Origin of the sequence: Coleofasciculus sp. A1-SPW-01, from assembly GCF_040217205.1 — a bacterium.
Classification (GTDB): domain Bacteria; phylum Cyanobacteriota; class Cyanobacteriia; order Cyanobacteriales; family Coleofasciculaceae; genus Coleofasciculus; species Coleofasciculus chthonoplastes_A.
Window position 1 is genome coordinate 64,678 of the sequence record NZ_JAVJNP010000023.1, and the last position, 26,929, is coordinate 91,606.

20 protein-coding genes are annotated in these 26,929 nt (G+C 45.4%); 10 read left to right on the forward strand and 10 right to left on the reverse strand.

The window, feature by feature from the left end; all coding sequences use genetic code 11:
• Positions 1–20: 20 nt before the first annotated feature.
• From RH949_RS04290 to trxB, 5 genes are all read right to left on the reverse strand, one after another.
• Positions 21–440 (reverse strand): PIN domain-containing protein, encoded by a 420-nt coding sequence (locus tag RH949_RS04290; protein WP_446352026.1) that lies wholly within the window; start codon positions 438–440, stop codon positions 21–23.
• The gene (locus RH949_RS04295; RefSeq protein WP_446352027.1) at positions 421–675 is read right to left on the reverse strand and encodes a hypothetical protein; all 255 of its coding nucleotides are present in this window, start codon (positions 673–675) and stop codon (positions 421–423) included. The genes RH949_RS04290 and RH949_RS04295 overlap by 20 nt, the downstream gene beginning before the upstream one ends.
• A gap of 224 nt (positions 676–899) precedes the next feature.
• The gene (locus RH949_RS04300) at positions 900–1,883 is read right to left on the reverse strand and encodes a heme o synthase (RefSeq protein WP_446352062.1); all 984 of its coding nucleotides are present in this window, start codon (positions 1,881–1,883) and stop codon (positions 900–902) included.
• A 145-nt stretch (positions 1,884–2,028) separates the two neighbouring features.
• A complete protein-coding gene (locus tag RH949_RS04305; protein ID WP_446352028.1) occupies positions 2,029–2,970 on the reverse strand; it encodes a COX15/CtaA family protein in 942 nt (313 codons plus the stop codon).
• A 128-nt stretch (positions 2,971–3,098) separates the two neighbouring features.
• Positions 3,099–4,490: a thioredoxin-disulfide reductase gene (gene trxB / locus RH949_RS04310; protein ID WP_446352029.1), complete on the reverse strand. Its 1,392-nt coding sequence runs from the start codon at positions 4,488–4,490 to the stop codon at positions 3,099–3,101.
• A 21-nt stretch (positions 4,491–4,511) separates the two neighbouring features.
• On the opposite strand from trxB, the gene RH949_RS04315 reads away from it, so the two are divergent.
• Positions 4,512–4,859 carry a CU044_2847 family protein gene (locus tag RH949_RS04315; protein WP_446352030.1) on the forward strand — a complete coding sequence of 116 codons (348 nt, stop codon included), beginning with the start codon at positions 4,512–4,514 and terminating at the stop codon, positions 4,857–4,859.
• A 369-nt stretch (positions 4,860–5,228) separates the two neighbouring features.
• On the opposite strand, the gene RH949_RS04320 is transcribed toward RH949_RS04315, so the two are convergent.
• Together RH949_RS04320 and RH949_RS04325 are read right to left on the reverse strand one after the other, a co-directional pair.
• Complete coding sequence (locus RH949_RS04320; protein ID WP_446352031.1) at positions 5,229–6,461, reverse strand: hypothetical protein; 1,233 nt, start codon at positions 6,459–6,461, stop codon at positions 5,229–5,231.
• The gene (locus RH949_RS04325) at positions 6,412–6,813 is read right to left on the reverse strand and encodes a hypothetical protein (RefSeq protein WP_446352032.1); all 402 of its coding nucleotides are present in this window, start codon (positions 6,811–6,813) and stop codon (positions 6,412–6,414) included. Before RH949_RS04325 ends, RH949_RS04320 begins: the two co-directional genes overlap by 50 nt.
• 917 nt (positions 6,814–7,730) lie before the next feature.
• Between RH949_RS04325 and RH949_RS04330 the strand changes: the two genes are divergently transcribed.
• The 5 genes from RH949_RS04330 (at position 7,731) to RH949_RS04350 (ending at position 17,547) form a co-directional block, all read left to right on the forward strand.
• Positions 7,731–13,358, forward strand: a complete 5,628-nt coding sequence (locus RH949_RS04330) for a trifunctional serine/threonine-protein kinase/ATP-binding protein/sensor histidine kinase (protein ID WP_446352033.1) — start codon at positions 7,731–7,733, stop codon at positions 13,356–13,358.
• 108 nt (positions 13,359–13,466) lie between these two features.
• A complete protein-coding gene (locus RH949_RS04335; protein WP_006100424.1) occupies positions 13,467–13,862 on the forward strand; it encodes a response regulator in 396 nt (131 codons plus the stop codon).
• A gap of 92 nt (positions 13,863–13,954) precedes the next feature.
• Positions 13,955–16,105 (forward strand): PAS domain S-box protein, encoded by a 2,151-nt coding sequence (locus RH949_RS04340; RefSeq protein ID WP_446352034.1) that lies wholly within the window; start codon positions 13,955–13,957, stop codon positions 16,103–16,105.
• A gap of 198 nt (positions 16,106–16,303) precedes the next feature.
• Positions 16,304–16,582, forward strand: a complete 279-nt coding sequence (locus RH949_RS04345; RefSeq protein ID WP_044206702.1) for a hypothetical protein — start codon at positions 16,304–16,306, stop codon at positions 16,580–16,582.
• Positions 16,583–16,917: 335 nt separating this feature from the next.
• Positions 16,918–17,547: a precorrin-8X methylmutase gene (locus RH949_RS04350; protein WP_446352035.1), complete on the forward strand. Its 630-nt coding sequence runs from the start codon at positions 16,918–16,920 to the stop codon at positions 17,545–17,547.
• Positions 17,548–17,798: 251 nt separating this feature from the next.
• Here the strand turns inward: RH949_RS04350 and RH949_RS04355 are convergent, their stop codons facing one another.
• The 3 genes from RH949_RS04355 to dapB form a co-directional block, all read right to left on the reverse strand.
• Positions 17,799–17,933, reverse strand: coding sequence for a hypothetical protein (locus RH949_RS04355; protein ID WP_446352036.1), 135 nt, complete (start codon positions 17,931–17,933; stop codon positions 17,799–17,801).
• 107 nt (positions 17,934–18,040) lie between these two features.
• Positions 18,041–18,739 carry a phosphate ABC transporter permease gene (locus RH949_RS04360; protein ID WP_446352037.1) on the reverse strand — a complete coding sequence of 233 codons (699 nt, stop codon included), beginning with the start codon at positions 18,737–18,739 and terminating at the stop codon, positions 18,041–18,043.
• A 64-nt stretch (positions 18,740–18,803) separates the two neighbouring features.
• The gene (dapB, locus tag RH949_RS04365; protein WP_006100377.1) at positions 18,804–19,631 is read right to left on the reverse strand and encodes a 4-hydroxy-tetrahydrodipicolinate reductase; all 828 of its coding nucleotides are present in this window, start codon (positions 19,629–19,631) and stop codon (positions 18,804–18,806) included.
• A gap of 123 nt (positions 19,632–19,754) precedes the next feature.
• Here dapB and RH949_RS04370 point away from each other — a divergent pair, with 123 nt between their 5' ends.
• The 4 genes from RH949_RS04370 to RH949_RS04385 all read left to right on the forward strand — a co-directional run bounded on the left by RH949_RS04370 (position 19,755) and on the right by RH949_RS04385 (position 26,845).
• A complete protein-coding gene (locus RH949_RS04370) occupies positions 19,755–20,219 on the forward strand; it encodes an ATP-dependent zinc protease family protein (RefSeq protein ID WP_006100567.1) in 465 nt (154 codons plus the stop codon).
• A gap of 7 nt (positions 20,220–20,226) precedes the next feature.
• Positions 20,227–21,132, forward strand: a complete 906-nt coding sequence (rimK, locus tag RH949_RS04375) for a 30S ribosomal protein S6--L-glutamate ligase (protein WP_044206699.1) — start codon at positions 20,227–20,229, stop codon at positions 21,130–21,132.
• Positions 21,133–21,371: 239 nt separating this feature from the next.
• On the forward strand, positions 21,372–22,328 hold the full coding sequence (locus RH949_RS04380; protein WP_006100498.1) for a succinylglutamate desuccinylase/aspartoacylase family protein: 957 nt from the start codon (positions 21,372–21,374) through the stop codon (positions 22,326–22,328).
• A gap of 329 nt (positions 22,329–22,657) precedes the next feature.
• Entirely contained in the window at positions 22,658–26,845 is a 4,188-nt protein-coding gene (locus RH949_RS04385; RefSeq protein ID WP_446352038.1) for a CHAT domain-containing protein, read from the forward strand.
• The last annotated feature ends 84 nt before the right edge of the window (positions 26,846–26,929 follow it).

The following is a 26,929-nucleotide window of genomic DNA, read 5'->3' on the forward strand; positions in this document are numbered from 1 at the left end:
ATTAGACTAAACCTTTCGATTTAAATTCGCCAATTATCCAACCTCAGAGGATAACCTAAGGCTTGAACTCGCTGATAGTGAGATAAATTGCCAGTTACCAAAGTAAGATTATGTTGTAGAGCGATCGCAGCAATCATTGAGTCAGGATAACCAATGGGTTGTCCTATTCGTTCTAAATCCGCATAGATACGCCCTGCTAATGCGGCATCTGGCAGTTCTAGTGTCAAAACCTCTTCAGAGGTAAGTGTAGCTAAAAACTCGTGAACACGATCTTCTCGTTGACGTTTATGCCAACCTTGGACAACCTCCATAACGGTAATAACCGAAATTGTGTAGCAACCGAAAACAGCACGATAAGCAGTAGCTTTAGCTATAACCCTTTGATTAATTCTCCTAAAAATTTCAGACAAAATGTCTGTGTCAAGCAGTGCCTTTTCCAATGTTTTCGTTGAATAACTGTACTCTCCGATTTTTTAGGGCTTCTTCAAGTATCTCATCAACAAGTTCCGGTTCATCAGCAACTAATCCTAACCAAGGATCTTTTGTTCTTTTTTGCCGGATCAGTAGTTTGATAACGTCTGCAATCAGTTCCGGTAATGTACTTTGCCGATACTCTGCCAAAAGCTTGGCACTTTCAAGGGTTTGTTGGTCGAGTTCTACTTCGATCTTTGTCATTCTGCCTAGCCTCTTGCATCAGGAGCTTGCTGAAATTCTAACATTTTTATGACTTAGGCAAAGGCTCGATATGTAGGGTGTGTTAGCGTAGCGTAATGAACCTTAACCAATATATATGGTGTGGTTGCGTCAGTCCTGATTTTATAACCTCAGACATCGATTAGCACGAATCATTTAGTAGAGACGTTCCGCCGGAACGTCTCTACCACAGTTGGTTATTCCCATTAAACCGAAAACGGCAAAAACGGGATCGCACTCACCAAAGTTTGCAAATTATCAGCTAAAGCCGTCGAGAGTTGCTGGGTGATCGGTAAACTATCCACTACGATGCCAGTACATAACAGCATCATGTACAGAATCGAATACTTAAACAACCCTCGCGCCAGTTGGTTATTGGTGGGACTTTGTAATAACTGCCATGCTTTTTGCAGAAAAATACTACCCAACACCAGCGCGATCGCACCATACACCACACCCGATACTCCTAACGGATAAATGAATAACAGCGACGCGGGAACAACTAACAACGTGTAAACCCAGATTTGACGGGTTGTAGACTCTTCACCTGCTACAACAGGCAACATGGGAATCCCGACTTTGGCGTAATCCTCGCGAATCATCAAAGCCAGTGCCCAGAAATGGGGAGGAGTCCACAAAAAGACGACAGCAAACAGTAACCAGGCGGGTAAACTCAACTCTCCCGTCACCGCCGCCCAACCCACCAGCGCTGGAATTGCCCCTGCTGCACCGCCAATTACGATATTTTGGGGTGTATGGCGTTTGAGTAAGTGGGTGTAAATCCCCATGTAGAAGAGAATGCCCGACATTGCCAATAATGCAGCTAGAAGATTGGCAAAGACGGCTAATAGGGTAAACGATGCAGATCCGAGAGCGATCGCGAATAACAAAGCATCACGAGTTTGTATCCGCCCTGAGGGAATTGGACGGCTACGGGTGCGTAGCATCTCATAATCGATATCGCGATCATAAATGCAGTTGAGAACTTGAGCCGAAGCAGCAGCTAAGGTTCCTCCAACCAGGGTAATGAGTAGCAAAAATGGATCAACTTGCCCCTCAGATGCCATCCACATCCCTGCGGCTGTCGTAATCAACAGCAGAGGAATAATGCGAGGTTTTGTGAGTTGGTAGTAGCTCTGAATCACTTGCCGGAAGTTTTCATGTTGACGGGATATAGTTGTCCCAATCATTAAATTCACCAATTCCTTATTTATTGAAACACTATATACAATCATTAACACTTTGACACAATCGCCGCTTTTATGCTGTAGGGGCGGCGGTAGGAAGATAGGGGAGATAGGGAAGCAAATGACAAATGACAAATGACAATCCCCATTAATTGTCCCCACCTACTTTTTCTACCGCTAACCCAGTGGTGCGATCGCGTAATGCCAAAACGGTAAAGACAATCAAATCTCCCAGTAATGCAGCGCCTACAGCTTGATGAGACACGGTTAGAGGTTCCACCTGTAGGTGTAACCAGAACGTCGCCACTCCCAGAATAATCTGTAAAATTACTAATCCACCTGCCAGATTTGCCAACTGTCGCAACAGGGGATGGAGGGCAGGTGTGCGCCATGCCCAAATAACCAGGGTTAAAGTGACTAACGTAGCTGGGACTACACCCGCAATATGACTATTCATCACGGTGCAAAGTTGAGATGCGCCAAAGCATTGATGTAATGCCCAACGGGAAGCCACCAAACCTCCCAACAAGCTTTGTAAGTAAACCAAAATAGCTGCCGTCAAACCCATCCAGGGTAAGCGTCCAACCGCTCCTGTACCCTTGTAAGGCATCAGGGCAGTACCAATAATCAGTAAGGTTGAGAAAAACAACAAGGCTGTACCCAAGTGAGCTGTCACAATATCAAACCGTAACAGTTCGGTCACCGTTAAGCCACCCAAGACGCCTTGAAACACAATTAAACCCAAGGCAAAGGTTGCCGCCCAAGGCAGCCACTTGGGTAAAAAACGGCGATCCCACCACGACAAACCCATTAGGGCGATTGTACTGACACCAATTAATGCCGCATCGAGGCGATGGAACCATTCCAAAAAGACTTGAAAATTCATCTGCTGACTTGGCACCCACTGTCCATAGCACAGGGGCCAATCCGGACAAGCGAGTCCAGCATTCATCACCCGCGTCGCACTCCCTACTGCCATCAACAGCAACGTAGCGATCGCGATTTTCCAAACAAGGCGGCGGGTACGATCCCTGGCTTGGTTGCGATCGGGGGACTCAATCGTATGTTGATGAAGGACGGATTCAGTCATAGCACTCATTGCTAATACTAACTCAGGGGTAGTTCATTTACTCACACGATAACGCGACTGTTGATTTCTCACCGTAGGTTTTCATCGCAAGTCGCTAGGCGTGTATTTACAACTCCCGTACCTGCAACTTATCTAGCTGCTGAAACTTCGGCAGGTAGGTACTTCTCAATCATCTGACGGTATTCGCTTTTTTGTTTTAAACCCTTAAGTTGATCCACGATTTCTTTGTCTTTGAAAAATTGTACCGTGGGTGTTCCAGTAACCATGGCATTTTCAGCGATTTCGGGTTCTGCTTCAATATCGACCTCGACAAAGTGGATTTTGCCCAAATATGCATCCACCACTTTATTTAGAATTGGCTTCAGGGTATGGCAAGGACCACAGTTGGGTGAAACATACTTAACCATAATCAGGCGATCGCTCTCGTGGAAGAGTTTGCGTAGGGCATAACCGCCAACATGCCATGTCTTGTTTATATCAAAAGTTGCTTCTGTATCTGCGGCTGGTTTCTGTTGCGCCGTCTGGGTTGGTGGTTCAGATTCGGGTTTCTGGTGATATTCCTGAATCAGGTTATTGGCAGACAACCAGCGTTCAGCTAACATAGCAGCCATACAGCCAGTTCCCGCCGCCGTAACCGCTTGGCGAAATTCATGGTCTTGCACATCACCTGCTGCGTACACCCCTTCTACACTGGTTTCAACCGAACCCGGTTTAGTAATAACATAGCCCACGTCATCCAGGTCGAGTTGTCCTTGAAACAGGGAGGTGTTGGGAGTATGACCGATCGCGTAAAATAATCCCTTAACCTGTAAGTCGCTCTCCTCGTCCGTTTGGGTGTTGCGGAGTTTGACTCCACTCATCCGACCATTTTCGCCAAACACATCCACCGCCTGCGTATTCCAGTGAACGGTAATATTGGGGTTATTTAACACTCTATCTTGCATGGTTTTCGATGCCCTTAGTTGGTCACGGCGCACCAATAGATGCAGATGATCCCCATATTTGGTTAAATACACCGCTTCTTCAGCCGCCGAGTCACCCCCACCCACCACGGCTAGGGATTGACCATGAAAAATGGGAGTCGCACCATCGCAAATCGCACAGGCGGAGATCCCATGACTCCAGAATTGGTTTTCACTGGGGAGTCCTAAACGTTTGGCGGTAGCACCAGTGGCAATTACAATACTGTGGGTTTGGACTTCTCGTTCATCAGAACGGATAATAAAAGGACGCCGACTCAAATCCACAGACGTGACATCCTCGGTATAGCACTCCGTTCCCCAGCGTTCGGCTTGGGCTTTCATCCGCTCCATCAGTTGCGGACCTGTGATCCCTTCGGGGAAACCGGGAAAGTTCTCTACGTCAGTTGTGGTCATTAGCTGACCGCCAGGAAGTCCTCCCGCTTGGAAGCCTTCAAACATCAAGGGTTTAAGGTTAGCACGGGCGGCATAAATGGCAGCGGTGTAACCTGCAGGACCCGAACCGATAATCACCAAGTTTTCTACAGTAGAGCTGGACATATAAATAAACTCATAACGACATTGAAACAACTCGTTGAATTTTCCCTAGACGACGACACCACGTTCTTCGTCGAGGTAGACGAACCCGAAACGACGGCGGTTGAACGAGTCGCGTTACCCTCGGGGCGGTTAGCGTTGAAAACCCAACAGTCATTTGATCAGGCACTAGATACGATTAAACCTGTCGCCTCTAAGATAATTTCCAAACTCAATGACCTCAACACACCCGCTGATGAAGTGGAAGTCAAGTTTGGGCTGAAGTTAACCGCTGACGCAGGCGCAGTCTTTACCTCAGTCGGTGGCGAAGTCAGCTATGAAATTACCTTGAAATGGAATCAGAGTCAATCGAAAAAACGTGATGGCAGATAACTCAGTTTACCTGAATGCCTTTAAAACTGCGATTATTCGCATATCCCACGCCAATGGATTCGTCGTTGGGGCAGGATTTCTCGTAAAAAACAATGGCACTGAAAATTTGCATTTTAGGATCACCGAAATTCTTGATATATCGTAGGGTGGGCATTGCCCACCAACCTTAAACTCCAGTCAGCGAGACGTATGAAAAGGGCGGGTTTTGTTGAAAAGTTATCGGTGATATCGTTGATTGAATCCCTAAACCCGCCCCTACATAATTTCTAAACTCAACCCTGGTAATACATCCTCCCCTGACAACATAACAGGCATCGCCACAACAGTTAACGCGGAAATCGAGAAAAATTAAGAGTTTTGGAACCCGCGTTAGCGAAGCTTGCCGAAGGCAAGGCGGGTTTTGTTTGTGTAGCTGCGGTTTCTAACCGCCTTATTGAAAATGGTGCTTTGTTGTAGGATACACTCTGCCTCTAAAACCATCAATCCCGGCGTTTCCCAAACCGCACAATCAGTTCTCAACGATGCCAAAACAGGTTGTTTCCCAGCTTTAAGTTGAGCGATGGCTTGATTTGCCGCAGGTTGGTACTGCATCAACCAAGAATCATTCGCAATCGATTCGACTGTTAACGGTGTAGTCGGTAGCAGCCAAAAATCAATCCCGTATTTTTGGATAAACTCCTGGACAATCGCCAAATCTGGACTATATTGTGCTTCAATTAAATCCGACATCCGCTGGCGAAATTGGCGATAATAGCCCCAATGATAGGGAATCGCATATTCGCGACCAACTAAAATTGACCGTTGAGAAAACGTGGGTAAATTATTCGCTTCTTCCACTAACGAGGCAATTTTAATGTCCTTCGGTTGCTGTTGAAAAAACTCATATAACGTCGGCACATTGCCACCAATATAAGCCGTCCAGGGAAATGTATTTAGAACTAAGTGAGGATAGCCGACTAAAGTAATTCCGATGACACCAGTTAAAGCTAATGCCAAAACTGATCCCAATTTAACCGTACAGACGCGCCATGGCGCATCTGTACACGCGAAAACCGCGTCTAGGATTAGGGTAATAACGATTGCCGCCGCCAGTGCGATCGCAATCCGTAAGCTATGCTGAGTATAACGGCTGGGTAGGTGCAGTTTGAACAGCAGGGCATGGGCGGCTAAAAATAAGATAGCTGACGCCAATAAGAACTTGCCTAAGACTCCCATCTTCCCAGTTACCTGCTTGGCGAGGGGAAAGCGAGAGGGAAAGCATAACACAACAGGTAATAGCAACCCCAAATAACTCAGAGGCGGCGCTAATGCGGTATCAATGCGGATACCACTGCGTCCATTAAACCAGAATGACCAAGCATCGTTGACAAAAAATCTGGTTCGCCCTTGCGATAAGAAATCGGGTAAACCTTTGGCTTGTACAGCCGTGATCACTGGGGCAAATTCTGACAAACTCATCCTGTAGGGGAATAACACCGCAAACGCCACCGCCAAACCCGTGAAACAGAATACATAATCGCGGCGATTTTGAGACACAGAGGGGAATTTCAGGTTAAACCGCCACAACTGCAAAATCAGAAACGCCCTGCAACGCCACGCCAAAACAGTAACCCGTGGTAACTAATCCCAAAACTAGAGGTAAAACTTTACTTAAAACAATCGGATCAATCCCAATCCCTGCCATGAAATGATACAGGGCGCGATATCCTAACGGTGCAACCGATTGGAAATAATCGGCAATGATATCATTCGGAAATAACTCTGGATCTAAAAATCGCCGCATCCAGAAGACGTGTTGTCGCGCATCATCCTGCACCACGTATTCGCTGCTGAAGGCGGGTTGAAAGGCTAACGTGCCGTAAAGTGTGGCAATTAGTAGACTCAGCGTCAACCAAACCCTAAAGTAAGGCTTCGTTGTACCTGTGAGAAAACGGTGCAAATTGGTTATCCACATTCAGTTGATCACAATGGTTTCGATTTATAACTGTCACCCTAAAGGTTAGGACAAGTTTAACGGATGAAACGACCGCGTAGCAGTAATAAAGCTTCTATTTTCTACCTTCAGTCTTCTACCTTTTACTTTAGGTGACAGGGAAGCTAAGCGGTTCTGCATTTAAACCTTATACCAAGTTGCAGTCTAAGGTAGAATCTGTCATTCTGAGCAGAATGCAGTGAAACGGAATGACGCTCGCGCATCTGTCCAGATTCTCGTATCTCGTTCCTCGCTATAGCGAAAGCTTCACGCTTCGCTCTTCCTAGACATGATAGAACGCAACTTGGTATTAATGAATAATGGCTCTCATCCTTGTATGTAGTGCGAGCATCTTGTATGTAGTGCGAGCATCTTGCTCGCGACTAAGCATCTTGCTCGCGACTAATACCCAATTTAAATTCATGACAGCTTAGTGCAGATGCAATATCTGACATCTGGACAGACAAGAGTTCACAATGGCTGTATTACAAGTCATATAAATGTATGACATAAACAAATAAAATTAAGCTTGATTTAAGCATCTAATAAGTCTTCATAGAGTATAATTACATAAAACTGTATGTGTTAAATAAAGGTAAGCCACGCTAACGCTTCATTTTCGGGTGTCATTTACCGTTACCTTTGCCAGGTGGGTTTCGCGATCGCTCTCTATAGCCCCTATTTGCTATGCCAAATAGAAGGCTTCATTTTCGGGTGTCATTAACCAGAGTTGGTGAATAGGAAAGGCGTTCGCCTACTCCCAAGGAAAACTCATAGAATCCCATTCGCGCCCAGATTTTTCGGTTCGACGGCTAAATTTCTGGGGCGATGGCTCGATTAATACCATATCATATTGTTTTTGTAAACGCTCTTATCTGAATTTCCTAGTCCGACAACGTATGACGAATAACACCATCTTAAAAATAGCTAACTACCGCATTCTGTCCCAACTCTACGAAAGTGCCAATACCTTAGTTTATCGCGGTATTCAGGAAGGTGAACACAAACCCGTCATTCTCAAACTTCTTAAACAAGACTATCCCACTCCACAAGAGTTAACTCGATATCGACAAGAGTATGAAATTACGCACAATCTGGCGATTGATGGCGTAGTTAAAGCGTATAATATCCAACCCTATCAGAGAACCTTAGTGATCATCTTAGAGGATTTTGGCGGTGAATCCTTAAAGCAGTGGATGAGTCAGCCAACAAAACTCTCCTCACCTCTACCTCTATGGGACTTTCTCAACATTGCCATCAAAATAGCCGAAATTCTCGCCCAGATTCACGCCGTTGATGTCATTCACAAAGATATTAACCCCAGCAATATTGTCTTCAACCCCGAAACCGGACAACTTAAACTCATTGACTTTGGCATCTCCACCCAGCTTACCCGCGAAAATACGGCACTCAAAAATCCTCATGTCTTAGAAGGAACATTAGCCTATATTTCCCCGGAACAAACAGGGCGAATGAATCGTTCTCTCGACTATCGCACCGACTTTTATTCCCTAGGTGTCACCTTCTATGAACTCCTAACTGGAACGCTACCCTTTGAGACAAAAGATGCCATAGAATTAGTCCATTGTCATATTGCCAAAGTCCCGACACCTCTCCATATTGTGCATGAAAAAGCGCGTAGAGACGTTCCGGCAAAACCTCTGAAACCCATTCCGCTAACCGTTTCTAATATTGTCATGAAACTGATGGCAAAAACGGCTGAAGAACGGTATCAAAGTGCTTGGGGACTGGTAGCTGATTTGCAAAACTGTCAGAGACAATTAGCCGAAACGGGAACAATTAAAGACTTTCCGCTGGGTTCTCAAGATATCTCTGAACACTTCCACATTCCCCAAAAACTTTATGGGCGAGAGGCGGAAGTGGACACCTTACTCGCTGCCTTTGATCGGGTGGCGAATCGAGAGGATCAGGACATTCAGAAATCGGCAGATTCTTCCGTCGATGGTTCACTCCCCACGTCTCATCCCCCCATCGAGATGATGCTGGTGGCAGGGTATTCCGGGATTGGTAAATCCTGTTTAGTTGCCGAAATTCATAAACCGAATACACGACTACGTGGCTACTTTATCTCCGGCAAATTTGACCAGTTTCAACGAAATGTTCCCTACTCAGCGATTGTCAAAGCCTTTAAGGAATTGGTGGAGCAAATTTTAACCGAAAGCGAAGCCCAACTCAATCAATGGCGAGAAAAATTATTAGTCGCTTTGGGGGCAAATGGTCAAGTGATTATTGATGTTATCCCGGAAGTGGAACGAATTGTCGGTCAACAGCCTGCGGTGCCAGAATTAGGGTCACAAGAAGCCCAAAATCGGTTTAATATTGTCTTTCGCAAGTTCATGCGGGCATTTTGCTCACCCGAACATCCCTTAGTGATGTTTCTCGATGATTTGCAGTGGGTAGATTTGGCGACGCTGAAGTTAATTCAACTGATTATGACCGATAGCGAGATCCATTATCTATTTTTAATCGGTGCTTATCGGGATAATGAAGTCAACTCTACTCATCCGTTAATGATGACAGTAGATGGATTACAAAAACAAGGCGCGACAGTTAACTGTATTACCTTATCGCCTTTGAAATTAGACCATATTCGCCAAATTATTTGTGACACCTTAAAATCCTCACCCGAATCTGCCCAGCATTTAGCTGAACTGGTGATGAGTAAAACGGCAGGTAATCCATTTTTCGTGAATCAGTTTTTAAGGAATCTCTATGCGGAAAAGTTAATCACTTTCAATCTGCAAAATCATCAATGGCAGTGGGATATTAATAAAATCAAGGGGAAAAACATTACCGATAACGTCGTCGAGTTGATGACGAATCGGTTAAAAAAACTGCCGGATTCAACCCAGAATGTCTTACAGTTAGCTGCCTGTATCGGTGCTAATTTCAACTTATTAACGCTGGCAATTGTCTGTGAACAACCAGAGGATGTGATTTTCGCGAACTTAGTCACAGCGGTTCAATCGGAATTAATCGTACCCCTTTCGGAACTCAATCCAGACTTGCTGGTTCACGAGTATAAATTCCTGCATGACCGAGTACAACAAGCGGCGTATGCTTTAATTGATGAGTGCCAAAAGAAAGCGGTTCACTTACAAATTGGTCGCCTACTTTGGCAGAGTGCTGACTCGGAAACCTTATCAAATAAAATATTTGCAATCGTTGATCATCTGAATCAAGGAATTGGTGATACTTGGGATTACACATCAGGAAAAATTAGTCAAGCTGAACGCCATCAAATCGCCCAATTAAATTTAATCGCGGGTCAAAAAGCCAAAGGATCAGCCGCTTATGGTGCCGCGCTAAACTATTTAACTGTGGGACGAGAACTGCTGGGTGCAGACAGTTGGCAATGGGACTATGACTTAACCTTAGCCTTATATGAAGAAGCCGCCCAAGCTGCCTATTTAGGTGGCAAGTTTACGGTTATGGAGGAATTGACTGAGATTCTCTTTGCCCATGCTCAAACTGTGCTGGAAAAAGTCAATGTGTATGAAGTTAAGATTCAAGCGATCGCGTCGCAAAACAATCTCCAAGAAGCGATTCATCTTGGACTGCAAGTGCTGAATTTATTGGGGATTAGTTTACCTGAAGAACCCAGTGCTGCGGATTTGCAAAATGGACTAGATGAAACGGCTACCCTATTGGCAGGACATGAAATTGAAGACCTAATTAACCTACCAGAAATGGCCGCCGCTGAACCCCTAGCCGCTATGCTAATTCTCTCCAATTTAGTTGCCGCTGCTTATATCGCCGCACCCGATCTTTTTGTCCTGATTGCCTCATCAATGGTACAGTTATCGGTTAAGCATGGGAACGCGCCGTTGTCAGCATTTGGCTATGCCTGTTATGGATTTATTTTATTAGATCGTCAGCAAAATTTTGAGGCGGGATATCAATTTGGTAAATTGGCGCTTAGTTTAGTGAATCGGTTTAATGCTCAGCAAGTCAAATGTAAGGTATTTGAGGTGCTGGGCGCTCATATCTTGCATTGGAAAGAGCATTTTAGTCAAACCCTGCCTATTTTAATTGAGGGTTATCACAGTGGCGTGGAAACGGGGGATTTTGAGTTTGCTGGGTATTGTGCCTTTTATACCTGCGATCATCTCTATTTTAGTGGGGTGGAACTAACGCAGGTGGAACAAGAAATTGCTACCTATAATCAGGCGGTGCGGCAAATTCGCCGGGAAAGTCCATTTAATTGGACGGCGATTTTTTTACAGGCGGTGCAGAATTTACAGGATCAAGGAGAAAATCCCACCCAGTTAATGGGTAAGGCATATAATGAAGTGATATCCTTACCCCGGGCGCTGGCGGCGAATGACCGAACAGAACTGCATTTATTCTATTTAAATAAGCTGATTCTCTGTTATCTCTTTGGTGAGGTTGAGCAAGCGGTAGAAAATGCAGTTTTAGCGGAACAATATTTAAATGGAGTTACGGCAATGATCGTAATTCCAATATTCTATTTTTATGATTCTCTTGCCCATCTCGCCCTTTTACCTGAAGCCACACTAACGGATAAACAGGCGTTGATTAACCGGGTTAACGCTAATCAAGAAAAAATGCAGATCTGGGCAAACCATGGTGCGATGAATCAGCAGCATAAACTGGATTTAGTCGCCGCTGAAAAAGCGCGAGTTTTGGGGGAAGTGATGACAGCGATGGAATGGTATGAACAAGCGATTAACGGGGCGAGGGATAATGGTTATATTCAAGAGGAAGCCTTAGCCTATAATTTAGCTGCCATGTTTTATCAGAATCGGGGGATGGACAAGGTTGCTGATACGTATATTAAAGAGGCACATTATACTTACACCCGCTGGGGGGCGACGGCAAAAGTTAGAGATTTAGAAGCCCAATATTCCCAGCTTTTTGCGCCATCGTCTCCCGTCAGTTTTCTTACAGACAGCCGCACGACGGTGAGTAGTGTGTCTCAGAGAAATCAGTCGGCTTCGCTGTTAGATTTTGCCACACTGATGAAAGCCTCTCAAGCCATTGGTAGTGAAATTGCCCTGAATAAGTTACTGGCGGCGTTGATGAAAATTTTAATCGAAAATACAGGAGCGCAAACGGGAGTTTTGATTTTAAATCAATCGGGAGAATGGGTGATTGAGGCGTCGCTAAATGTGGAAACAAATCACGTCACCGTGTTGCAATCTCTACCCTTAGAAAATCACCTCCCTCTCTCGATTATTAACTATGTCACCCATACCCAAGAAACCGTCGTTCAAACCAATGCGGCTAAACTTGGCAAGTTTACCAACGATCCTTATATTCAAGCCGATCAAACCCAATCCGTTTTGTGTGCGCCGCTACTGAATCAAGGTCAACTCAGTGGTATCGTTTATCTGGAAAATAACCTGGCTACAGACGCCTTTACGCCAGACAGGTTGGAAGTGTTACAACTCCTATCTGGACAAGCCGCGATCGCGATCGACAATGCCCGACTTTATAACACTCTAGAACAAAATGTTGCCGCCCGCACCCAAGAGTTAAAAAATACCCTCGACTCTCTCAAAGCTACCCAAGATGAACTGATTCAATCGGAAAAGATGGCAGCCTTGGGACAATTAATTGCTGGGATTGCCCATGAAATTAATACACCCTTGGGGGCGATTCGTTCCTCCGCCGGAAATATTTCTAAGTTTTTAAGTCAAACCCTGGAACAATTACCCACGCTGTTTCAATCCTTATCGCCAGAAGAAGGACACGATTTTCTGAAAATGTTGCAACGTTCACTCCAAAACGAATCGGATTTAACCGCGAAAGAAGAACGCAAACGGCGGCGAGTCTTAGTTCGCCAATTAGAGGCGGAAGACATTCAGGATGCGGATACCCTAGCCGATACTTTGGTTGATATGGGGATTTATGAAAATATTGAAGACTTTTTCCCTATACTGAAACGTCCCGATAGTTTGCACCTCTTAGAAATAGCGTACAAACTATCGGGATTACAACGGGGAACTCAAACCATCAACACCGCAACTGAACGAGCCTCTAAAGTCGTGTTTGCCTTAAAAACATACTCCCGTTATGACGAATCGGGGAAAATGATTCCGGCAAACCTAACCGCAGGTATTGAAACTGTGCTAACCCTGTATCAGAATCAACTCAAACATGGAATTAATGTCATCCGCAACTATGACGAGTTACCACCGATATTATGTTATGCAGATGAACTGAATCAAGTCTGGACGAATCTGATTCATAATGCGTTACAGGCAATGGATAATAAAGGAACATTAACCCTTGATGTCAAGCAGCAAAACCAACAGATAAACGTTAGCATTACCGATAGTGGCAAGGGAATCCCTCCAGAAATTCAAGCTAAGATATTTCAGCCATTTTTTACAACCAAGTCAGCCGGAGAAGGGAGTGGATTAGGGCTTGATATTGTGAAAAAGATTATTGAAAAGCATCAGGGTAAAATTGACGTTGAATCCATTCCAGGTAAAACTACTTTTACTGTTTCATTGCCTTTTCGGACAGCGGAAGGCTAGAGACGGCAGTTCAAGTAGGTTGGGTTACTAAAAAATGTCAAACGGACTTTATCGAACAAATGACGAATGACAAATGACAAATGACCAATAACAAAGGACAAATAACCAATGACTAAACCCGTTATTTTGTGTGTTGATGATGAAAAATCTGTGCTTAAAAGTCTCAAGACTCAACTCAAAGAAGCTTTTGGTGATGCTTATACCTATGAACTGGCAGAAGCGGCTGATGAAGCGTTAGAATTAATAGATGAACTTGTGGAAGAAAATGTCAGTATTATTCTGATTGTGTCGGATTGGTTAATGCCGGGAATGAAAGGGGATGAGTTTCTGGTTCAGGTGCATGATAAATTCCCCCATATCATTAAAATCCTGCTGACAGGTCAAGCGGATGAGGAGGCGATTGAACGCGCAAAACAGCAAGCAAAGCTGCATCACTGCTTATACAAACCCTGGTCAGAAGCGGAATTAGTGGAAGCCATTAAATTAGGATTATCTCAACTATAACGTACTAATTGGAAAATTACCCACTCAATCCGATGATTTCAACCCCATCCAAAATCCTTGTGACTGCGGCGTAACCCTACGGGCAATCTACTATGACTAAACCGGTAATTATTTGTGTCGATGATGAGAAAACAGTACTCAGAAGTCTAAAAGTCGAGCTTAAGGAAGCGATTGGCAAGAATTACCTGATCGAAATTGCCGAAGCGGGAGAAGAGGCATTAGAGTTAGTTGAAGAACTCTTAGAGGAGGACTATGAGATTCTTTTGGTTATCTCTGACCATATCATGCCAGGGATGAAAGGGGATGAACTCTTAAAGCGTGTCCATGAATTGTCACCGAAAACGCTGAAAATTATGCTCACTGGGCAAGCGAATATTGAAGCAGTAGGCAATGCGATTAAGTATGCCAAACTCTATCGTTATATCGCCAAGCCATGGCAGGCGTCAGACTTGAGTTTGACGGTCAAAGAAGCCGTTAATAGTTATCTGCAAGCAAAAAAGTTAGATGAACAAAACGCCAAACTTAAATGTTTAAATCGAGATCTACAACAATCGATTAAATCCCTCAGTGCTAGTGAGTTAAAATTTCGGGCGATTTTCAATCAAACTTTTCAGTTGACGGGAATGCTGAGTGTTGACGGAATTGTCCTAGAAGTCAACCAAACTGCCCTAAATTTTGGTGAATTGCATTTAGAGGATGTGGCAGGAAAACCGTTTTGGGACTGTTACTGGTGGACTATTTCCAGGGAAACCCAAGCTCAGTTACAATCCGCCGTTGCTCAAGCGGCTAGCGGTAAGTTTATCCGGTATGAAGTGGATATATTAGGCGCACAACAACGCATTGCGACAATTGATTTTTCGATTAAACCCATTATTAATGACAATGGCAGTATTGAGTTTTTGATTATCGAAGGTCGAGATATTAGCGATGTCTATAATGAGTTACGTTTACGCAAAGAAGCTGAAGCTGCACTGGTAAAAGCAGAACAAAAGTATCGCTCTATCTTTGAAAACGCCCAAGAAGGAATCTTTCAGATTGCGCTGGATGGGAGTTATCTCAGTGCTAACCCCGCTTTAGCCCACATTTATGGCTACAGTTCCCCCGAAGAATTGATGGCAATTCTGAACAGTATTCAGCATCAACTCTACGTTGACCCCCGTCGGCGTCAGGACTTTATGACAGGGATACAGCAGCATGGTGTTGTGTGCGAGTTTGAGTCGATGATCTGTCGCAAAGATGGCACAATTATTTGGATTAGTGAGAATGCTCGCACTGTATATGATGCGTCGGGAACTCCACTTTATTATCAGGGGTTTGTGGAAGATATTACCTCTCGCAAACAAGCAGAAGCGGAGCGGATCAAGTTCACGAATGAACTGTTCCAACTGAATCAATCCTTTTCCCGCTTTGTCCCCAGTCAATTCTTACAGATTTTAAATAAAGAAAGTGTGGTTGATGTAGAATTAGGTGACCAAGTTCAGCAGGAAATGTCCGTCCTTTTTTCAGATATTCGGGATTTCACCACTCTCTCAGAACGAATGACTCCCCAGGATAATTTCAAATTTATTAACGCCTTTTTAAAGCGGATGGAACCAGCGATTATCGAACATCAAGGCTTTATCGATAAATATATGGGCGATGCGATTATGGCACTCTTTAGCGGGATTGCTGATGATTCGGTTAAAGCCGGAATTGCCATGGTTCAACGGTTATATGAGTATAATCTATGTCGTCTGCAATCCGGGTATACCCCCATCAAAATTGGTATTGGCATTAATACTGGCTGGTTGATGCTGGGTACAGTTGGGGGAAAACACCGAATAGATAGTACGGTGATTAGTGATGATGTGAATTTAGCGGCTCGTTTGGAGGGACTAACGAAACAGTATAAGGTGTCGTTATTAATTTCGGGACAGACGTTAACTCGTTTACATAATCCAACCGAGTATAGTCTCCGGTTTGTGGAGCAGGTTAAGGTTAAGGGTAAGTCAAAAGCAGTAGCGGTGTTTGAAGTGTTTGATGGAGATCCGCTCAAGATTAAGGAGGGCAAGTTAGCTACGATCTCAATATTTGAAGAAGGGTTGTTCCTCTACGCCAAGCAAGCCTTTGGTCAAGCAAAACAGCGGTTTGAAGAGGTTTTGAGGATTAATCCCCAAGATACGATCGCGCAAATCTATCTTAACCGTTCCCTGGCGCAACTCCAGCAAAACGGATTTTTTTTGACGATGAGGGATGAGGGATGAAGCTGGAGAGGCTTGTAGAGACGCGCCATGGCGCGTCTGGGGAGCTGGGGAAGAAAGATGGGGGAAATGGGAGAAAAATTAAATTAGAGTTTATCCCTTGCCGTTTGGAGTTGTAAAGGAAGTTGAATTTTGTTCGATTACTTATAATAAAGAGTAGAGAGCAAAATTAATTTGAACTCAGTCAACTGAGAGAAATAAATGCGGAAAACCGTACTTGTCATTTTATTTATTTTAGGGCTAGTATTACCAACCACAATCCGACTAGCTCCAGCGCAAGCGACAACCCCTGATTCCCAAGTGTATACCTGGGGGTTTGTGCGTCCCGGAAGTCAGCAATTAGTGTGTAAGCAGATTACGATTCATCCAGAAAAAGAGGTGGTTTCCCCAACCTCGCACCATAAATCGGTAAAGATGTCCTCTAGATCGACAATTGTTGAGGATCGCTATTGTTCCCATTTAACCAAACCGTTCGCATAGCATCGATTGGTGTAATCGTCGGTGATGTCGAGATGGATCAGTCTACGTCTCTACTCGTGATTCAAATCACAAGCAGAGGATAACCTGACCCTATAGAAAGGGCGACCCGATCCCATTGAGTGGATTGGTGGTGTTAATTGATGCAGGTGGGTCGCCCCTACAATGGATTTATTTGTATTACACGCTACATTATCTTTCAGAGGCAAAATGCGCGATCGCAAGCCGTTTCGGTCTACTGAATGTAAGAATAGTTTGATAAGCTATCTAGGAAGCTGACCTAGGGTCAGTCCTAAAGTTTTCACGGCTCAAAAATCGGGTTGGCATTGAGAGACACCATGGAATGGCACGGAACAGATGCTCAAAGTTTGGCAATTATCGATCGCGAAATTGGCGCTCATACCTTTTCACCCGCCGAATACGAAATTGTGCGCCGGGTGATTTATGCAACAGCCGACTTTGAGTATCAAAAGCTGATTCGGTTTTCCGAACGTGCGTTACAAGCAGGTGCGGCGGCTCTAGCGGCTCGGACTACGATTGTGGTTGATGTGCCGATGGTACAGGTGGGAATTACGCCTCACATTCAAGAAACCTTTGCCAATCCCGTCTATTGCAGCATGGAAGCCATCACCCGCCCGCAAAAAGAAAAGACGAAGGCGGCTTGGGGAATTCAAACCCTAGCCCGACGTTACCCAGAGGGGATTTTTGTGGTAGGGCAAGCGCAAACGGCGCTAACGGCGTTGGTGGAACTGATTGAAGCAGAGGAAATCCGTCCCGCGTTAGTCATTGGCACACCTTCAGGATTTGTTGAGGTAGATGTTGCCAAATCCCGACTCGAAGATTCCTTAGTGCCTCATATTCGCATCGAAGGACGTAAAGGTTCATCGGTCGTCGCGGCGGCTATTGTCAATGGACTGGTAGACTTAGCATGGCAGGCATACGGGCAGGATAGTACCAGTGTCAGTTGAATTCTTCGAGGGTATGGGTTGTAGGGGCGGGTTTAGGGAGTCACGTTTCACTATTGATGATAACGTTTGTTCAAAACCCGCCCTGACCAATTTTGTAGGGGCGGGTTTAGGGAATCTCTTTTCGCTGTTGATGATAACGTTTGGGCAAAACCCGCCCTAACCAAGTGTGTAGGGGCGGGTTTTACTACTATCGTTTCTTTCCTTACCCAGATGTAACTAAACCCGCCCTGACTAATACAGCTTGGCAGAAATCATGGAACAGCCAAAACCTCCCCAGCTCCCCCAGATCCCCCAGCTTCCCCAGCTTCCCCAGCTTCCCCAGCTTCCCCAGCTTCCCCAGCTTCCCCAGCTTCCCCCGCTTCCCCAGCTCCCCCAGCTGGGAGCATCCCGTTTTGGATAAAGCATTACCTCAAGTAACGCAATTGCAAGGGTTTCAGCCCCATTCAAAGAGCCAACCTGCCAAATTGGGATGCTCCCCCCCAGCTTCCCCATCTCAACGCCGACGACGCCGAGTTTTGACCACACGGTTAGCTGGATAATCATCCTCCTCCGCTTGAGTTAACTGGCGACTAACTTGACTAAACACAGTGCGCTGTACATAAGGATAGTCACTTACCCAGATATTCAAGCGAGGAATATAAATATCACTATTGGTGGTAATACGGGATAAATCCGGCTGATTCGACATCACCACCATCTGGGCAATTTGACCGGGAACAATACCTTTGTGAGTGCGGCGCAGAGGGACTTGTAGCAGTGTGGTAAATCCGCTCTCGTCACCGACTTCTACATTCAGGCGTCGCTCCCGATTTTCCACAATCACCAACTCGCCCCGATTGTTGACATTTTCTTCAGTCCCAATCAATTCTTCAGTGACGAAGACATCCAAGACTCGACCTTGCCAGAAGCCACTATATTTATAGCGACGTATCTCAATATTACGCCGACTTGCCCAGTAGACAGGACTCCAAAACCAGTACAACCCAGCGATAATACCTAAGAGAAAGAGCAAGGGATCAAACCCATCACCCAAAAGGAATTTTAAGAGCAAGATGACGACAACAGCAACAACCGAAATCAGTAGTCGCTTTAAAAAGTCGGGGAATTTTCCCCAGTAGTAAGCATACTGGGAACTTGTGGCAATTACCGGAATGAGTTGCTCAAAGCTCTGGCGGGTAAGTGGTACTAGCATGGGTTTTAGTCATTGGTCATTTGTTCAGAGAAGAGGGAATAGGGAATAGGGAATTCGTCATTTATTACAATATCTTATCTAATCCGTAGACGAGAGATTTGAGCTGAGTCACTTGGCGAATGGCAAGCAAGACCCCTGGCATATAACAAGAGCGATCGCTGGTATCATGACGTAGGGTGTAGATTTGACCAGTAGCACCAAAGATGACTTCTTGGTGAGCGATTAAACCGGGTAAGCGGACACTGTGAATGCGAATGTTGTCATTGGCGACACTCCCCCTAGCCCCCGCCAGTTTTTCGGTTTCTTCTACCTTAGCGGGATTATAGGTTTTGCCCAATCCGGCTAATTGTTGAGCGGTTTGAATCGCTGTACCGCTTGGGGCGTCGGCTTTTTGATTGTGGTGGAGTTCGATAATTTCAACGTGGTCAAAGTAGTGGGAGGCTTGGATGGCGGCTTGTTGCAATAAGACCATGCCAATGGAAAAATTGGGAATAATTAAAGCACCTGTGCTGGCTTTTTCGGCAAATTCGCCTAAGTCTTTGATTTGATCACTGCTGAGTCCCGTCGTACCGACAACTGGACGAACCCCATAGGCGATCGCGGTACGAACATTCTCATAAACGCTGTCAGGGTGGGTAAAATCCACCATCACCCCTTGCACCTTCTCCTGAGTTGCCATGACGAGTGTGGCTTGCAGGTCATTCAGAATCGGAATTTCCAATTCACCACAACCTGCGACTTCGCCAACATCTTGACCCATATAGTTCGGGTTATGATCAACGGCACCAATCAAGGTCATATCATCGGCTTGACTGACCGCCTTAATCACTTCACGACCCATTTTACCCGCCGCACCGTTGACAACCACGGGGATGGGAGATGCATTTGTCATGGTTTTGCTTTATCCTTGAGACTCGTCAAGGGAATTTTAGCTTTTTTTGGCGATAGGCGGCGTTGTAGAACACAATGGTATGGGTACGGCAATGCCGTGCCCCTACAGGTATTGCCGTGCTTTATGTCCAAATCTTTATCCATTATCGGCTGGCGGGAACGAGTCGCCTTGCCGGATCTAGGAATTGCCCAGATCAAAGCTAAAATTGACACCGGGGCGCGTTCCTCCGCCTTACACGCTTTTGATGTCGAAACTTTCTCGCGGGATGACAAAACCATGGTTCGGTTCAAAGTCCATCCCTATCAACGGGATACCCATCGCACCGTCTGTGCTGAAGCGGAACTGATTGACCAACGACAGGTTCGCAATTCTGGGGGTCACGCCCAGTTACGACCCGTGATCCAAACTATGGTAGAACTAAACGGGGAGCGCTGGTTGATTGAACTTACCCTGACGAACCGAGATGTCATGGGATTCCGGATGCTGTTAGGGCGTCAAGCCGTTCGCAAACGCTTTTTAGTCGATGCGGGTCGGTCTTTTGTCCAAAGTTCAACCAGGAAGCGCACAATTAAGCAAATGATTCAATAGTCTTTGTATGAAAATAGCTATCTTGTCCCAAGATGCTTCGCTATATTCCACGCGACGCCTCAAGGAAGCGGGGGAAGCGCGGGGTCATGATATGCGGGTGATTAATTACCTGCGTTGTTACATGAATATTACGTCTCATAAGCCCAAAGTGGTGTATCAGGGGAAAGTCTTGGAAGAGTTGGATGCGATTATTCCTCGCATCGGTGCGTCTAAGACGTTTTATGGGACGGCTGTGGTGCGCCAATTTGAAGTGATGGGGGTGTTCGTGGCGAATGAATCCCAAGCCATTTCTCGTTCCCGCGATAAGTTACGCTGTCTTCAGATTCTTTCCCGTGAAGGTGTGGGACTTCCGGTGACGGGGTTTGCTCATTCCACTCAAGATATTGATGGGTTAATTGACATTGTGGGCGGTGCGCCTCTGGTGATTAAATTGCTAGAAGGGACTCAAGGGATTGGTGTGGTTCTCGCAGAAACTCATCAAGCGGCGAAGTCGGTGATTGAAGCGTTTCGCGGTTTAGATGCCAATATTTTGGTGCAAGAGTTTATTAAAGAAGCGGGGGGTATGGATATTCGCTGCTTTGTGATTGATAACAAAGTGGTGGCGTCGATGAAGCGACAAGGCGCACCGGGGGAATTCCGTTCCAATCTGCATCGGGGTGGTAATGCTGAACAAATTAAGTTAACTCCAGAGGAACGTAGTACGGCGGTACGGGCGGCGAAAGCGATGGGATTAAGAGTGGCGGGTGTGGATTTGTTGCGATCTAATCATGGTCCGGTGGTGATGGAAGTTAACTCGTCTCCGGGTTTAGAAGGGATTGAAAATGCGACGGGGGTGGATGTGGCGGGGAAAATTATTGAGTTTTTGCAGAAAAATGCAGCATCCGGAAAAACGCGCGATCGCATTCAGTATTAATGGGTCTTATGTCATTGGTCATTTGTCCTTTGTTTGTTGTATGCAAAAGTTAGTCGGGGCGCGTTTAGTTACTTATGGGTGAGGGAAGCAATGATAATCGTGAAACCTCCGCCTACATTTGGAAAGGGCGGGTTTTGTGCAAACGTATATCATCAATAGCGAAACGTAAGTCCCTAAACCCGCCCCTACGAACTCGGTTACCTCAAACGCAGTGAAGGGTCAAAATTAAAAACTCAACTGTGAATCATGAAACTATAACAATTGGTGGAATTAGTATTGCGCCCGGAGAACGAAAGCGCACAGAAATTCCGGTCGCCCGTCTACCAACGCAAACGCTGCTTTCATTACCAATTACTGTGATTAATGGTGTGGAGGCGGGTCCACGACTGTGGATGAGTGCGGCGATTCATGGCGATGAAATTAATGGGGTGGACATTATTCGCCAAGTCTTAGAACGGATTAATCCATCTCAGCTTCATGGTGTCCTGATTGCGGTGCCAATTGTTAATGTTTTTGGCTTTATTGAACAATCCCGTTATTTGCCCGATCGCAGAGATTTAAATCGTTCGTTTCCTGGTTCCTCTCGTGGTTCTTTAGCCTCTCGGTTGGCGGACTTGTTTATGACAGAAATAGTGAGTCGCTGTACCCATGGGATTGATTTGCACACGGCGGCTCAACATCGTACAAATTTACCACAAATACGGGCGAATTTAGATGACCCAGAAACCTATTACTGTGCTAAAGCGTTTGCAGCCCCCCTGCTGATGCATTCAACGGTGCGTGATGGATCATTGCGCCAAGCCGCGACGAAGCGAGGTATCCCAATCCTCTTGTATGAGGGGGGTGAGGCGTTGCGATTTGACCCGGATGCGATCGCAATCGGTGTCGAAGGTATTCTACGAATGATGGTGGGGTTAAAGATGATTGAGTTGACGTTCCCGGAATCGTTGCACCCATCACTAGAAGTTAAGCAAAGTAAGTGGGTACGAGCGCCCCGTAGCGGGATTTTGCGCCTTACTGTTAAATTGGGTCAGCGCGTTGACAAAAAGCAAGTTTTGTGTATTATCTCTGACGCCTTTGGTGAGAATAGCATTAAAGCGTATGCGCCCTTTGATGGCTTAGTTATTGGTCACACGCAGAATCCATTGGTGAATCAGGGCGATGGGATTTTGCATTTAGCGGTTTTGAGTGATTAGGGAACAGGGAACAGGCAATAGGCAATAGGCAATAAAAGATTACACAACTCATTTAAAAACCGTTACATTATAATAAACTGTTTTAGCGTTTTTTAGTAGGGTGGGCATTGCCCACCAGCCTTAAGTCAGTGACATTCATCTTATGTCTTGTGTCATCTGTCTTATGTAAGAGTTTGAGAAATATTTACAGCGTTTAATAGGGTTGAGTTTATTTCCACCAACCGACAAGATTACATAAGTTAGCGTTTTTTAGAGTTTTGTTGCTGAAGGAAAAATAAAAAAGAACACTGGGATAGAATGCAGTCTGTTTGTAACAAACAATTAACCTGATGAAATCTGCTCAGTGGTGCAAAATCTGCCTGTTGACTCTCTTAGCTGGAACGGTAAGACTGGTAACAGCTACTCCAGTGTTGGCTCAACCGATTACCCCAGCCGATGACGGTACGGGTACAACTGTCACCCAAGATGGCAACCAATTTGATATTCAAGGTGGCAGTTTGTCGAGTGATGGGACGAATTTATTCCACAGTCTTCAAGAGTTTGGCATTAATTCAGAGCAAATTGCTAATTTTTTGGCAACTCCGGATTTGAGAAATATTCTGGGACGAGTGATTGGCGAAAATCCTTCCATTATTGACGGATTGATTCAGGTGACAGGGGGAACAGCCAATTTATATTTAATGAATCCGGCGGGAATTGTTTTTGGCGCGAATGCTCAACTCAATGTCCCGGCTGATTTTACGGCAACGACGGCGACAGGAATTGGGTTTGGCAATAACTGGTTTAATGCCTTTGGAGATAATAATTATCAGGACTTGGTCGGAGAACCCAGTCAATTTGCCTTTGATTTATCTCAAGGGGGAATCATTATTAATGCGGGTGAATTGGCGGTTGAACCCGGACAGAATTTAGCACTACTGGGTGGACAAGTGGTGAATACGGGAACGCTGACGTCATCCGGGGGAACGATTACCATCGCGGCGGTGCCGAATTCTCGTTTGGTGAAAATCTCCCAATCGGGACAGGTGTTAAGTTTTGAGGTGGAGTTACCGAGGAGTAATGGGGGTTTAGCGTTACCGACAAACCCTCTGGATTTAGCGACGTTGTTAACAGGTTCGGGTAATACGGTGGAAACTGGGGTCGAGGTAACGGCATCGGGAGAGATACAGACGGATTCTGGGGGAATTATACCAAGTCAGGTTGGGGTTGCGATCGCGTCAGGGACAGTTGAGTCGGGTACAGGTCATATTTCAATCCTAGGGATTGGCGGAACTGAAGAAAATACTACCTCGGGTATTTCTGGTATCCACATTATTGATGGTAGCCGTTTAGAAGCAATTGGACAAGGAACAATTACCTTAAACGGTACAGGAGGAAACGGCGGGAATTTCAGCGAAGATATTCTAGGAAATCGGGGCATATCGATTAATAACGCGACGGTGTCTTCCCAAGATGGCATCATTCATCTCATCGGCACTGGGGGTTCTGGGGATAATGGTTTACATTATGGAGTTTCTATTGGTAATCAGGGAGGAAGTGTCCAGTCAACAGGAACAGGAACAATTATTGTTGAGGGGACTGGAGGGAATGGAGGAGAAGGGACGTTGCATGGGAGTCAAGGAATCAAACTTGATTTAGGTGGTTTAGTTAGTACCAGAGATGGGAATATTCAGTTTATTGGTGAGGGGGGAACTGAACCCGATCAATTTAATCATGGGGTTGAACTATTTCGGGGTTCTACTGTTGAGGTAACCGGAAAGGGTAATATTACGATTGAGGGAATTGCTGGCGCGGGAATAACGGAAAATCACGGAATTAGGATTCAGGAAATAGATCCTAACCAGAGTAATCCTTCTCGAATTACCGCCAGGGATGGCGCGATTACTCTAATCGGAGTAGGTAAAGGAACAGGAGAAAGTAACTATGGCATTGATTTAAGAGGGGGTGGTGTGGAGACAACCGCAGACGGAACTCTCACCCTAGAGGGAATCGGTGCTAATGGTGCAGCAGGGATTAATGTGCAAGATGGTTTTATTCAAGCCAGCGGAACAGGAGAGAGTACAACAACCTTGATTGCTGATGAAATTCGGGTCGTTGATACTCCCAATATCCCGCAAACGCCACAAGTCCAAGGCACAGGAACGGTGGTGTTATCTCCCCTTGACCCGACTGTAAATATAACCATTGGAGATACAACCAATAGTAATAGTAATATCTGGAACCTGGATACTGATAAACTGAATCTCTTCCAAGATGGATTTGAGCAACTTGTGATTGGTGGCGAGGATAGTCAGGGTACAATTATGTTGGCAGATGACATCACCTTTAAGGTTCCCGTAATTTTGCGATCGCCTTTTGGTTCAGGGGCAATTGATACCACAGGTTTCACGATAACGGGTACTCAGGATGCTACGATTACACTACAAGGAAATCAACGCATCACGACAGGTACAATTATTAATCCCGGTCGGGCAATTACTCTCACCAGTAACGGGTCGATTGATACTCGTAGCGGCATCCTCGATAGTCATGCTCAAAACAGCAATGGTGGGACAATTACGCTAACCGCCGTTCGGGATATTACCACGGGAAATATTGATGCCAGTTCGAGTGGAAATGGTCAAGGGGCAAACATCACGTTAATCAGCCGTGATGGAGAAATTACCACGAATGATCTCAACAGTTCTGGATTTAGTGGCGGTGATATTTTAATTGATGCCGCGACTGCAATTACAACGGAAAAAATTAATAGTAGCGGTACTATCAGCGATGGCGGTAATGTTACGTTAGATCCCATTGGTGATATCCAAGTTACCTTGATCAACGCCCAAGGCGGAAATAGTGGTCAAGGAGGTCAAGTTGATATCACTGCTGGTCAATTTTTCCGGGCTACGGGAATATTTATTGACCAGAATGGGATTAGCGCCAGCATCTCTACGGCTGGGGGATTGGGTGGAGATTCTATCACGTTGAGACATGGTGGAAATGGTTTTACTCCCTTCATCGTGGGTGATGGGACAACCAATGGCACCAGGGGAACGATTACCAGTGGCGATTTCACTATTGCCCCCACTCAATCCTTTCTGTTTACTCAGAAGGTGGGCAATATTCAAATTATCAGCGTTGATTCTCCACCGATTCCGGATACAGATGAAACGAATCCTCCTATCAATCCTGTTAATTTACTTAAACCTCTGACTGAACCCACTTTACCTCCCAACAAAGACGAACCGCCGGAAATCGAAATTGACACCCAGGTTGCTAAATGGGAGGAATCGTTAACCCGTGACTATGAGACCTATTTAGGACTCCAAGATACTACCATTTTGACTCTGGCAGATGCCCGGGCAACTTTACATCGTATCGAACAAGCTACAGGGGCTAAACCTGCACTTATCTACGCCGTTTTTGTACCCACCACAGTAGCGCCCCAAACTCGCAGTCAAGACAGTCAATCTTCAGCCAAGGAGTCTCCCTCACGAGATAGTGATCAACTCCAAATTATCCTCGTCACCGCCAATGGGGAACTCATACGCCACTCGATACCGGGTGCAACCCGTGAAAAAGTAATGGATACCGCTAACAAATTGCGCCGCGCTGTTACTGATACTCACATTCCTCGTCCCTATCAACGTTATGCCCAACAGTTGTATCAGTGGTTAATTGCCCCCTTAGAAACAGAATTAAAGACGCAAGAGATTAATAATCTAGCCTTCATTATGGATCAGGGATTACGTTCCCTACCTCTGGCTGTTTTGCATGATGGGGATAAATTTATAATTGAACAATATAGTATCGGTTTCATGCCTAGTCTTTCGCTCACTGATACCCGCTATCGAGATGTGAGAGATGTGCAGGTTTTAGCTATGGGTGCGTCACAATTTACGGATCAAAACCCATTACCGGCTGTACCCACTGAATTATCCGCGATCGCGACTCAATTATGGCAGGGTAAATCCTTCTTGAATGAAGACTTTACCGCCGCTAATTTGAAAACAGCGAGGGCATCTCAACCCTTTGGAATTATCCATTTAGCCACCCACGGTGAATTTAAATCGGGTCAACCCAGTTCTTCTTATATTCAGTTTTGGGATCGTAAACTCAAACTGAGTGACATCCGCCAATTGGGATTACATGATCCCACTGTGGAACTGATGGTATTAAGTGCCTGTCGGACGGCTTTAGGAGACGCAGAAGCGGAGTTAGGATTTACTGGGTTAGCGGTACAAGCTGGGGTTAAATCTGCCCTAGGAAGTTTATGGTATGTGAGTGATGAAGGCACGTTAGGGTTAATGACAGGTTTTTATGAACAACTACAGCAATCACCTCTGAAAGCGGAAGCATTACGACAGGCACAATTAGCCATGATTCGCGGACAAGTGCGATTAGAAGAGGGTTATTTAGTTACGCCAAATCGTCGGATTGCCTTACCGCCAGAATTAGCGAATTTGCCATCAAAGGAACTCACTCATCCTTATTATTGGAGTGCGTTTACTTTAGTTGGAAGTCCGTGGTAATAAAGTTTTGAACCACCGCTAAGCTCTATTGCTGTCCAATATTAGGGCAAATCAAACTAACAATTTAGCACACTAAGTATAGCA